Here is an 11,297-nt window from a genome sequence, read left to right on the forward strand (position 1 = left end):
CAGAGTCCATGTTCGCGAAAGTGTCCATGGTAGAAAACACGGGCAAAAATAAAAGACGGTCTGGATGAGACGCTTACCATCATTGCGGCCAGGGAAAACGTACTTCCCGCGCCCGGTGAGCCGGTGGATTTCCTCCAGGAGCGCTTTCACCTGATTGGATAAAGGCACAACATGTGGCCGCCGCATCTTCATTCGCTCTGCGGGGATCTGCCAGATACCCTTATCAAGATCGATATCAGCCCACTCAGAAGCGCGCAGCTCTATTGTTCGCAAGCCAGTGAGCATCAGTAGGCTGGTGGCAGAACGTGTCACCATGCTACCGCTGTAGTCGCTAAGTGCCTTGAGAAAGTCAGGTATCTGTTCGAGGTTCAGATGAGGGAAATGCTTCTGCTTCGGCGCTTTCAGTGCGCCAGCGAGATCGGTAACGGGGTTATTTTCAGCTCGGCCGGTAATCACCGCATAGGTGAAAATCTGCCTGCAGGCCTGCCGGGTCTTCTTTAACTTATCCAGAACACCACGCTGTTCCATCTTGCGCAGCACGGCCAACATCTCAGCCGGTTTAATGTCGTTGATCGCGCGCTTACCGATGAATGGGAAAATATCTTTGGAGAGGTATTCCAGGATGTCGGAGGCATAGCCTTCTGACCAGTTACCTTTTTTGTGGTCGTGCCACTCGGTGGCAATCGCTTCGAAGCTATTCTGAACCGCCAGCACTTTGGCTTGTTTCTCGGCCTGCTTCTCCTGTCCCGGATCGCCACCTGCTGCCAATATCTTTTTTGCGTCATCACGACGCCGCCGTGCGTCGGCCAGTGGCACATCAGGATATACCCCCACCGCCAGCAACTTCTCTTTACCAGCAACGCGGTACTTCAACCGCCAGTATTTTGCGCCGTTAGGATTCACCAACAGATACAGACCGCCGCCGTCAGCCAGCTTATAGGGCTTATCCTTTCCTTTGGCAGACTCGGCCTGACGGGCGTTAAGCTTCATTTTGGGGGTATCTCATTTCATTGAACAGAACCATACCCCCAAATGTACCCCCACATAATTGTTGATTTCAATAGATGTTAGTAGACGTTGAGATAACGAGGCTCGCGGGAAGGTGCTTATTGGCTGGGGTTTTGTGGACTTTAGCAGACGACAGGAGAAGTTAAAATGGCACGCCCTACAGGATTCGAACCTGTGACCTACGGCTTAGAAGGCCGGTGCTCTATCCAGCTGAGCTAAGGGCGCGTTGTGATTGCGTCGAATTATACGGTGCGAGTCTGATGAGTCAACGTTTTTACTCTTCAGCCCGCACCACTGCTGCACTAATGAGCAACTGCTGGTGATTGTGCCTGACAGCAGCGCTCGCTTCTGCCAGAATAGGCGCATTCCCCGAATCAATTCAACACAGTGGATTTCCTCTCTGATGGCAGCAAAAATTATTGATGGTAAAACGATTGCGCAGCAGGTGCGCTCTGAGGTTGCGGAAAAAGTTCAGCAGCGTCTCGCAGCCGGTAAACGCGCCCCAGGCCTCGCCGTGGTGTTAGTGGGTGAGAACCCGGCGTCACAGATCTATGTCGCCAGCAAGCGCCGGGCCTGTGAAGAAGTCGGCTTCATCTCACGCTCTTACGATCTGCCCGCCGCCACCAGCGAAGCTGAGTTGCTGGAACTGATCGACAAGCTGAATGCAGATAAGGAAATCGATGGTATCCTGGTGCAGTTGCCGCTGCCTGCTGGTATCGACAATGTCAAAGTGCTGGAAAATATCGCACCAGATAAAGATGTCGATGGCTTCCACCCGTATAACGTGGGTCGCCTGTGCCAGCGTGCACCAAAGCTGCGTCCCTGCACACCACGCGGTATCGTTACCCTGCTGGAACGCTACAATATCGATACTTACGGTCTGAATGCAGTGGTGATCGGCGCATCGAATATTGTTGGCCGTCCGATGAGTATGGAACTGCTGCTGGCTGGCTGCACCACCACCGTCACTCACCGTTTTACCAAAAATCTGCGTCATCATGTTGAGCATGCTGATCTGCTGGTCGTCGCGGTCGGCAAGCCGGGCTTTATTCCTGGCGACTGGATTAAACCAGGCGCAATTGTGATCGATGTCGGCATCAACCGCCTGGAAAGCGGCAAAGTGGTGGGCGATGTGGATTATGACACCGCGGCAGAACGTGCCTCTTATATCACGCCAGTGCCGGGTGGTGTCGGGCCAATGACCGTCGCCACATTGATTCAGAACACACTGCAGGCATGTGAAGAGTACCACGATGGAGAGGCAGAATAATGGCGACGTTTTCTCTGGGCAAACACCCACATGTCGATTTATGCGATCTGCTGAAGCTGGAAGGCTGGGTCGAGAGCGGTGCGATGGCGAAAGCGCTGATTGCGGATGGTCTGGTGACCGTTGATGGCGCGGTGGAAACCCGTAAACGCTGTAAGATTGTCGCAGGTCAGGTCGTCGACTTTGACGGCAATCAGGTGAAAGTCATCGCCTGATGATAAAAAAACGGCAGCGCAGGCTGCCGTTTTTTTATGGGGATGGAAGCGGCTCGCTGCCCCATCATGATCTTCCCCCGCTTACGGGGGAAGGAACACAAGCGATTACTTGCGACGCCAGCTGGTGCCCTGTGGACCGTCTTCCAGAATAATGCCCAGCGCATTCAGCTTGTCGCGTGCCACATCCGCCTGCGCCCAGTCTTTCGCCTGACGCGCTTCAAAGCGCATTTTAATCAGCGCTTCAATCTCCGCCACTTCATCATCGTTGCTCTGCGCACCGCTCTGCAGGAACTGCTCCGGGTCCTGCGCCAGCAGGCCCAGCACTGCCGCGATCTTTCGCAGTTTCGCCGCCAGACCATTTGCAGCGGCCACATCTTCGGTTTTCAGGCGGTTGACTTCACGCGCCATATCAAACAGCACGGAATAGGCTTCCGGGGTGTTGAAATCGTCATCCATCGCTTCACGGAAACGGCTTTCAAAGGCTTCACCACCGCTTGCTGTCGCCGCAGGATCGGTATTGCGCAGTGCGGTATACAGACGCTCCAGCGCGGCACGCGCCTGCTTCAGGTTATCTTCGCCGTAGTTCAGCTGGCTGCGATAGTGACCTGACATCAGGAAGTAGCGCACCGTCTCAGCATCAAAGTGCGCCAGCACATCACGCACGGTAAAGAAGTTGCCGAGAGATTTCGACATCTTCTCGCGATCAATCATCACCATACCGGAGTGCATCCAGTAGTTAACATACGGGCCATCGTGAGCACAGGTTGACTGGGCAATTTCGTTTTCATGATGCGGGAACATCAGATCTGAACCGCCGCCATGGATATCAAAGTGTTCGCCCAGCTGCTTGCAGTTCATCGCCGAGCACTCGATATGCCAGCCAGGACGGCCCGCGCCCCACGGTGACGGCCAGCTTGGTTCGTCCGCTTTCGACATTTTCCACAGCACGAAATCCATTGGATTGCGTTTCACATCCGCCAGCACTTCGACGCGCGCGCCCGCCTGCAGTTGCTCCAGATCCTGACGTGACAGCTTGCCGTAATCTGCATCGCTTTCCACCGAGAACATCACATCACCATTTTCAGCCACATAGGCGTGTTCACGAGCGACCAGCTTCTCCACCAGCTCGATAATCTCGCTGATATGGCGGGTCGCACGCGGTTCCAGATCCGGCGGCAGGATATTCAGTGCAGCAAAATCCTTATGCATCTCCGCGATCATGCGGTCAGTCAGTTGATCGATGGTTTCACCATTTTTGTTGGCACGTTTGATAATTTTGTCGTCAATATCGGTGATATTGCGCACATAATTAAGCTGATAGCCGCAATAACGCAGATAACGCGAAACCACATCAAAGGCAACAAAAGTGCGACCATGGCCGATGTGACACAGGTCGTAAACGGTGATTCCGCACACGTACATGCCAATTTTTCCGGCATGAATAGGTTTAAATTCCTCTTTCTGACGACTCAGGGTGTTGTAGATCTTTAGCATTGAGACATTCCGTATTGACGTGTGCGGGTTAACGAAATTAAAACTGAAGGGGTATTTTGCCGTATTGTTCCCGTTAGCGCGAGGTAATGCAACAATATAACAGTTATCCGGTGCGAATCGCCCTGCTGACGCGTCATCACAATTTGTGATATAAGGAGCGTCTATTAAAGCTGGCCCGGTACGATTTTCCATCCTGCCGTGAGCACAGTCATGTAAAACTCCCACCTTAACAGGACGAGATTATGGTTACTTTCCAGACTAATCATGGCGATATCGTGATCAAAACGTTTGACGATAAAGCCCCCGCTACCGTGAAAAATTTCCTGGATTACTGTCGTGAAGGTTTCTACGACAACACCATTTTCCACCGTGTCATCAACGGCTTCATGATTCAGGGCGGTGGTTTTGAGCCAGGTATGAAGCAGAAAGCGACCAAAGAAGAAATCCGTAACGAAGCGAACAACGGCCTGAAAAATACCCGTGGTACGCTGGCAATGGCACGTACTTCCGCACCGCACTCTGCAACGGCGCAGTTCTTTATCAATGTGGCAGATAACGACTTCCTGAACTTCAGCGGCGAATCCCTGCAGGGCTGGGGTTACTGCGTGTTCGCTGAAGTAGTCGAAGGTATGGACGTGGTGGAGAAGATCAAAGCGGTTTCTACCGGTCGCAGCGGTATGCACCAGGACGTGCCAAAAGAAGACGTGGTCATCCAGAAAGTGACCGTCAGCGAGTAATGTCACGCACGCTGTTTATCGCAGATCTGCATCTGTGTGAAGAAGAACCGGCAATCACTGCCGGTTTTCTGCGTTTTTTACAGCGCGAAGCCATGCAGGCTGACGCGCTGTATATCCTTGGTGATCTGTTTGAAGCCTGGATTGGCGATGACGATCCGAACCCTCTGCATGCAGAAGTCGCCGCAGCGCTGCTGGCGCTAAAGCAGCATGGGGTGCCCTGCTACTTTATCCACGGCAATCGCGATTTCCTGCTCGGCCAGCGTTTTGCACGTGCCAGCGGCATGGTTCTGCTGCCGGAAGAGCACCGTCTCGAACTGTACGGCAAGTCGCTGCTCATTTTGCATGGCGACACGCTGTGTACCGATGACGAAGGCTATCAGCGCTACCGGCGCAAAGTGCATCAGCGCTGGCTGCAGAAACTCTTTCTCGCCCTGCCGCTGTTTATCCGTCAGCGCATCGCCGTGCGCATGCGCGCTGGCAGCAAAAATGCCAATCGCCATAAATCGGAAACGATTATGGATGTCAATCAGCAGGCCGTCGTCGGGGCGATTCAGCGCCATCATGTGCAATGGATGATCCACGGTCATACCCATCGTCCGGCAGTCCATGCACTGCAGGCAGAGGGACACACCGTCGAGCGAGTGGTGCTGGGTGCCTGGGATCAGCAGGGCTCAATGATCCAGGTGGATGCCAGCGCCGTTACCCTCAGCGCCTTCCCTTTCTGAATACACGCGGCGAAAAAGCGCAATTTTGCCCGCAGCAGCAGTGACGCAACCGTTTTCCTTGCTGCCGAGTCATGCTATTCTCTCTGCCCTTCCCACCTGCCAGCGCAGGTGAAGTTTGTACAATCACAGGAGTCAGACTCGCATGTCATCCAACGCCGCCCCAGCCCGTATTGCTATTGTCATGGGTTCGAAAAGTGACTGGGCCACCATGGAATTTGCCGCCGAGATCCTTACCGCCCTCGATGTGCCGTTTCACGTGGAAGTGGTTTCCGCACACCGTACTCCGGACAAACTGTTCAGCTTTGCTGAAAGCGCCGCGGATAATGGCTATCAGGTGATTATTGCTGGTGCCGGTGGTGCTGCGCACCTGCCAGGCATGCTGGCCGCCAAAACGCTGGTGCCGGTACTCGGCGTACCGGTGCAGAGTGCTGCGCTGAGCGGCGTCGACAGCCTCTACTCCATCGTGCAGATGCCGCGCGGTATTCCGGTGGGTACACTGGCGATTGGTAAAGCAGGAGCCGCGAATGCAGGACTACTGGCAGCGCAGATTCTGGCGATTCACGACGCTGAACTGGCGGCGCGTCTGGCAAACTGGCGTCAGAGCCAGACCGATGAAGTCCTGAACAATCCAGATCCACGGGGTAATGCATGAAACCGGTTTGCGTATTAGGTAACGGTCAGCTTGGACGCATGCTGCGTCAGGCTGGCGAACCGCTGGGTATTGCGGTTTATCCCGTTGGACTGGACGCCGAACCCGAAGCGCTGCCGATTCAGCAGAGTGTGATCACTGCGGAAATCGAACGCTGGCCGGAAACTGCATTAACGCGCGAGCTGGCCAGCCATCCGGCCTTCGTCAATCGCGATATTTTCCCACGCCTGGCCGACCGCCTGACGCAAAAGCAGCTGCTCGATCAGCTGGGTCTGGCGACGGCACCGTGGCAGTTACTGGCATCCGCTGACCAGTGGCCACAGGTGTTCGCCTCACTGGGTGAACTGGCTATCGTGAAGCGCCGTACCGGCGGCTATGATGGCCGCGGCCAGTGGCGTCTGCGTGCAGAGCAAACCGGCGAACTGCCGCAGGATTGCTACGGTGAGTGCATCGTCGAACAGGGGATTAATTTCTCCGGCGAAGTGTCACTGGTCGGCGTACGCGGACACAACGGCGCAACGGTATTCTATCCCCTGACCCACAATCTGCATCAGGAAGGCATTCTGCGCACCAGCGTTGCGCTGCCGCATCCCGATGCCGCGCTGCAACAGCAGGCGGAACAGATGTTGTCAGCTATCATGCATGAGCTGAACTATGTCGGTGTGATGGCGATGGAATGCTTTGTGGTGCCGGAAGGCCTGCTGATTAATGAGCTGGCGCCGCGGGTGCACAACAGCGGCCACTGGACGCAAAATGGTGCGTCAATCAGCCAGTTCGAACTGCATCTGCGTGCGATTCTCGATCTGCCACTGCCAAAACCGGTCGTGAATACGCCATCGGTCATGGTTAATCTGATTGGCACCGATGTTAATCTGCAGTGGTTACAGCAACCGCTGGTTAATCTGCACTGGTATGAGAAGGAAGTCCGCCCGGGACGTAAAGTGGGCCATCTGAATCTGAACAGTGTGCACCCAGCTGAGCTGGTGCAGACATTGCAGGCGCTGACGCCAATGCTGCCGCCAGAATATGCCAGCGGCATCGCCTGGGCGATTGAGAAGCTGTAGTTCATCGTCACCTGATGCATAAAAGCCCCTGTCTTTACAGACCGGGGCTTTTTTATCGGCGTAAATCTCTGCTATCGCGCGGGTTTACTCCATACCATAGCTTCTGAACAGCGCCTTACCCTGTAACAACCGTACGCCCAGCCAGCCGCCACATAATGACAACAACAGCGCGCCAGTGAGTGGCAATACCAGCCACAGCAGCATATCGGGCTGCCACGGGAAATCGAACACTTTGCGCTGCAGTCCCCATAGTGCAGCTTCAGCACCAATCGCCGCCGCAATACCGGATACACTCCCCAGCAACGCAAACTCACTCCACAACGTCCCACGCAATAGCTTTTTGCTGGCACCCAGAATGCGATACACCACCAGTTCCTGACGCCGCTGGCGCATACCCACCTGAATTTGTGCCAGCAACAGCAAAATGCCGCAGGCGGTTACCAGCACGACCATGATTTCCAGCGCCTGGCTCACCTGAGTCAGCACCTGACCGATTTGCTTCAGAATGCTGCCCACATCCAGCAACGTCAGCGTCGGGAACTCACGGTTTAACTGTGCCAGCAGCTGCGGGTTATTATCCACGCGAAAGCTGGTCAGCCAGGTTTGCGGCAGCTGATCCAGGCTGTTCGGCGGGAAAATAAAGAAGAAAAACGGCCGCAGGCTCTCCTGATCGATGGCGCGCAGACTGGTAATTTTCGCCTTAAAGGTTTGTGTATCGCCGCTAAACGTCAGTTCATCGCCCAGCTTTAGCCCAAGCCTGTCGGTCAGCTCTGCCGCCATCGACACTTCTCCCGGTTTCGCAGGCCAGCTTCCGGCCACCACCGGACTGTTATCCGGCAGCTGTTCCAGCCAGGTAAGGTTTAACTCGCGGTTATAGGTATTATCCTCGCGTGGATCTACCGGCTGACCATTGGTCTCTGTCAGGCGCACACGCACAATCGGGTAAAAGGTTTCCGCTTTCACCTGATGCTGTTGCAGGAAATGGCGCACAGGCTCTACCTGCTCATTGGCAATATTTAACAGATAGAAATTAGGGCTGTCCGGCGGCAGTTGCTGTTGCCAGCGATCCAGCAGATCGCCACGCATCACCAGCAGCAATGCCAGTAACATAAACGACAGGGAAAATGCCGCCAGCTGACTCAGCGTGGTCAGTGGCTGGCGCAGCAAACGGTTGATCGCCAGACGAAATGCCAGATTGCGTACCGAAAGTCTGCGCAACAGCAGCAGACTTCCCCAGCCCAGAGCGCCAAGCAACAGCGCCAGCAGAACCACGCCTGCCAGCAATGCCCATAACAACGTACTGCCGCCAACCAGCAAGGCCAGCAGCCCCACCACCACCAGCGCCATCAGCGGCAGATACACCTTCAGCGGCCAGATCTGCGCCACGGTATCACGGCGCAGAACACGCAATGGCTGCGTCGCCAGCAGCAAAAGATACGGACGCAATCCCACCAGCAGCGAGATGGTAAACAGCGCCCCCAGCGACCACACCCATGGCCAGAGGCCGGATGGCGGTAACGTGACCGGCAACACGGGTTTCAGCATTTGCAACAGGAAGGCCTCAAACCCCAGTCCCAGCAAACCTCCCGTCAGTGCCGCCAGCAGTAACACGGCCAGCCACTGACCAATGATCAGTTTACGCAGCGCAAGGCGGTTAGCCCCCAGCGTCTTCAGCACCGCCACCAGATCGTAGCGGCTACGGCAGTAGTGGCTCATCGCCACCGCCACCGCAGAAATCGCCAGCATTAGCGTCAACAGAGCAGAGAGCAGCAGGAACTGCTGTGCACGCTGTAGCGATCGGCCCAGCGCATCCTCGGAATTATCGACACTTTGCCAGCGCTGGTCGGCGGTTAATTTGGGCTCAATCCAGCTGTCATAACGTCCAAGTTGCACGGCATCACCGGCAAATTTATAACGCCAGGTCAGGCGGCTGCCAGGCTGAATCGCGCCGGTTTTCTGCGCATCCGCCAGATTCATCAGCAGACGTGGCGCGGTCTGGAAGGGGTTGAATCCGGCATCGGGCTCCTGAAAAATCTCACCCGCAATGCGCAGCGTGGTATCACCGACATCCAGCATGTCACCAATGCGCAAATTCAGCAGCGCCAGCAGACGTGGCGCGACCAGCACGGTGCCAGGTTGTGGCTTCATGCTGGCCGGTTCGGTAACCAGCTGACCAAATAACGGATACGCATCGTCGACCGCTTTCACATCAGCCAGCTGCGGCGTGTTATCAGCAAAGGTCATGGTCATAAAACTGAGCTGGCGACTGATCTGCAACCCTTCGCTGCGCGCCTGCTCCAGCCATTCGGTGGGCGCTTCATGGGTGCTGCGCAGCGTGCGGTCGCCCGCCATAAACTCACGTCCCTGCTGACCCAGCCCTTTTTCCATACGATCGCTGATCGATCCCAGCGCCAGCACACAGGCTACCGCCAGCGTCAGCGCCAGCCAGACAATCAGCAGAGACGGCGAGCGCCATTCGCGCCAGAACCAGCGCCAGATCATGCCTCCTCCCATAATTTACCATCGCGCAGACGCAGGCGACGATCGCAACGCGCCGCCAGCTGTTCATCATGGGTGACCAGAATCAGAGTGGTGGCAAAATCACGGTTGAGGGAAAACAGCAGGTCGGCGATGCGATCACCGGTTTTACGATCGAGATTACCCGTCGGTTCATCAGCAAACAGCAGCGCCGGACGACCGTTAAATGCACGCGCCAGCGCCACCCGCTGCTGTTCGCCACCGGAAAGCTGTGCAGGCAGGTGGCTGAGACGCTCCGCCAGCCCCAGCTGCGTCAGCAGCGCTTTGGCCTGTTCACGGCTCTGGCTGTCACTGTCGCCACGCAACAGTGCCGGCAGCTGGACATTCTCCAGTGCATTCAGTGTCGGCACCAGCATAAATGACTGAAATACAAAACCGACATGGCGCGCGCGCAGTTCAGCACGCTGCTCCTCATCCAGCTGATGCAGCGCTTCTCCGGCGAGAAAGACTTCTCCCTCACTGCCATCATCCAGCCCGGCCAGAATACCCAGCAGAGTGGATTTACCCGAACCCGATTCACCAATCAGCGCAATGGTCTGGGCCGGTTTGACAACCAGCTCAACTCCGGTAAGGATGTTGAGCTGATGCTCACCCTGACCGACGGACTTACTAAGACGATGAACTTCAAGAATGTTTTCCGCTGGCATTATCCCTTCCTGTTATTATTACTGCTGGTCGCGCGTATGGCGTCGGCAGAGACATTGCTCATCCTGGGCGACAGCTTAAGCGCGGGCTATCGCATGTCTGCCAGTACCGCCTGGCCTGCGCTACTGAATGATAAATGGCAAAAAAAACCTGACGTGATTAACGCCAGCATCAGTGGCGATACCGCCACCCAGGGGCTGAGCCGCTTACCGGCACTGCTGCAACAACATCAGCCGCAGTGGGTGTTGATCGAACTGGGCGGCAACGACGGTTTGCGTGGTTTCCCGCCGCAAAATATCGAGCAGGATCTGCGTAGCATTATTACTGCGGTCAGAGCGGCTCATGCCAGACCTCTCCTGATGCAAATCCGCCTGCCAGCGAATTATGGCCGCCGTTATAACGATGCGTTTAGCGGGATCTATCCGAAGCTGGCGCAAGAGTATGGTATTCCACTGGTTCCGTTCTTTATGGAGCAGGTGTACCTGAAACCGGAATGGATGCAACAGGATGGCATTCACCCTAATCCCGCCGCGCAACCCTTTATCGCCGACCTGATGGCTACCCAGCTGGCCCCCTTAGTTAAGCATGAGTCAGCCAGCAACGGTAAGATTAGCAGGTAAAGTTATGCAAAAAACGCGAGTCAGAGGGATGAAAATCAAATGATTAGCGCAGACGGGTGCTCACGGATCCTGCCCGACAGCCAACAGGCGGGGATGACCTCCCCGCCGTTGGGTTGCCTTACCGTCAGGATTGACAGGTTAATATCGCCATAATTTCCGTGTTACCTCGCCTGATATGTAATTCGCAAAGCGAACTCCGTAATAATCCGATAACAGTAATTATTGTTACGCGAATTCAGATAATAAGTGCAACGCTCGGACATGATTGTGGAGAGTGTAGGAGGAAGGGTTAACTACCGATAAGTTATCCCGTTTTTCCTACCACAGATGAGCGA

General features: G+C 55.5%; 12 protein-coding genes and 1 tRNA gene. 7 read left to right on the forward strand and 6 right to left on the reverse strand.

Annotation, left to right across the window (positions count from 1 at the left end; translation table 11 throughout):
* Positions 1-990: tyrosine-type recombinase/integrase (locus ACSZO1_RS19935; RefSeq protein ID WP_437615754.1), on the reverse strand; the 990-nt coding region annotated here is incomplete at its 3' end.
* Between the two features lie 166 nt (positions 991-1,156).
* Positions 1,157-1,233, reverse strand: a tRNA-Arg gene (locus ACSZO1_RS19940).
* A 178-nt stretch (positions 1,234-1,411) separates the two neighbouring features.
* Between ACSZO1_RS19940 and folD the strand changes: the two genes are divergently transcribed.
* On the forward strand, positions 1,412-2,278 hold the full coding sequence (gene folD, locus ACSZO1_RS19945) for a bifunctional methylenetetrahydrofolate dehydrogenase/methenyltetrahydrofolate cyclohydrolase FolD (protein WP_437615756.1): 867 nt from the start codon (positions 1,412-1,414) through the stop codon (positions 2,276-2,278).
* Positions 2,278-2,490 carry a ribosome-associated protein YbcJ gene (gene ybcJ / locus ACSZO1_RS19950; protein WP_437615758.1) on the forward strand — a complete coding sequence of 71 codons (213 nt, stop codon included), beginning with the start codon at positions 2,278-2,280 and terminating at the stop codon, positions 2,488-2,490. Before folD ends, ybcJ begins: the two co-directional genes overlap by 1 nt.
* A 105-nt stretch (positions 2,491-2,595) precedes the next feature.
* On the opposite strand, the gene cysS is transcribed toward ybcJ, so the two are convergent.
* Positions 2,596-3,984, reverse strand: coding sequence for a cysteine--tRNA ligase (gene cysS / locus ACSZO1_RS19955; protein ID WP_437615760.1), 1,389 nt, complete (start codon positions 3,982-3,984; stop codon positions 2,596-2,598).
* A 242-nt stretch (positions 3,985-4,226) separates the two neighbouring features.
* Here cysS and ppiB point away from each other — a divergent pair, with 242 nt between their 5' ends.
* The 4 genes from ppiB (at position 4,227) to purK (ending at position 7,159) form a co-directional block, all read left to right on the forward strand.
* The gene (gene ppiB / locus ACSZO1_RS19960) at positions 4,227-4,721 is read left to right on the forward strand and encodes a peptidylprolyl isomerase B (RefSeq protein ID WP_437615762.1); all 495 of its coding nucleotides are present in this window, start codon (positions 4,227-4,229) and stop codon (positions 4,719-4,721) included.
* Positions 4,721-5,446 (forward strand): UDP-2,3-diacylglucosamine diphosphatase, encoded by a 726-nt coding sequence (gene lpxH / locus ACSZO1_RS19965; protein WP_437615763.1) that lies wholly within the window; start codon positions 4,721-4,723, stop codon positions 5,444-5,446. The genes ppiB and lpxH overlap by 1 nt, the downstream gene beginning before the upstream one ends.
* Positions 5,447-5,588: 142 nt before the next feature.
* A complete protein-coding gene (purE, locus tag ACSZO1_RS19970; RefSeq protein ID WP_437615765.1) occupies positions 5,589-6,098 on the forward strand; it encodes a 5-(carboxyamino)imidazole ribonucleotide mutase in 510 nt (169 codons plus the stop codon).
* Complete coding sequence (purK, locus tag ACSZO1_RS19975) at positions 6,095-7,159, forward strand: 5-(carboxyamino)imidazole ribonucleotide synthase (protein ID WP_437615767.1); 1,065 nt, start codon at positions 6,095-6,097, stop codon at positions 7,157-7,159. Before purE ends, purK begins: the two co-directional genes overlap by 4 nt.
* 84 nt (positions 7,160-7,243) lie before the next feature.
* Here purK and ybbP read toward each other — a convergent pair whose 3' ends face one another.
* Together ybbP and ybbA are read right to left on the reverse strand one after the other, a co-directional pair.
* Positions 7,244-9,661: a putative ABC transporter permease subunit YbbP gene (ybbP, locus tag ACSZO1_RS19980; RefSeq protein WP_437615769.1), complete on the reverse strand. Its 2,418-nt coding sequence runs from the start codon at positions 9,659-9,661 to the stop codon at positions 7,244-7,246.
* Positions 9,658-10,344, reverse strand: coding sequence for a putative ABC transporter ATP-binding protein YbbA (gene ybbA, locus ACSZO1_RS19985; RefSeq protein WP_437615771.1), 687 nt, complete (start codon positions 10,342-10,344; stop codon positions 9,658-9,660). Before ybbA ends, ybbP begins: the two co-directional genes overlap by 4 nt.
* Between ybbA and tesA the strand changes: the two genes are divergently transcribed.
* The gene (tesA, locus tag ACSZO1_RS19990) at positions 10,315-10,962 is read left to right on the forward strand and encodes a multifunctional acyl-CoA thioesterase I/protease I/lysophospholipase L1 (RefSeq protein ID WP_437615773.1); all 648 of its coding nucleotides are present in this window, start codon (positions 10,315-10,317) and stop codon (positions 10,960-10,962) included. The genes ybbA and tesA overlap by 30 nt on opposite strands.
* A 124-nt stretch (positions 10,963-11,086) precedes the next feature.
* Here tesA and ACSZO1_RS19995 read toward each other — a convergent pair whose 3' ends face one another.
* Positions 11,087-11,197: a Hok/Gef family protein gene (locus ACSZO1_RS19995; RefSeq protein ID WP_437615775.1), complete on the reverse strand. Its 111-nt coding sequence runs from the start codon at positions 11,195-11,197 to the stop codon at positions 11,087-11,089.
* Between the last annotated feature and the right edge of the window lie 100 nt (positions 11,198-11,297).

It is taken from the genome of Erwinia sp. V71 (assembly GCF_965644245.1).
Taxonomy (GTDB): domain Bacteria; phylum Pseudomonadota; class Gammaproteobacteria; order Enterobacterales; family Enterobacteriaceae; genus Erwinia.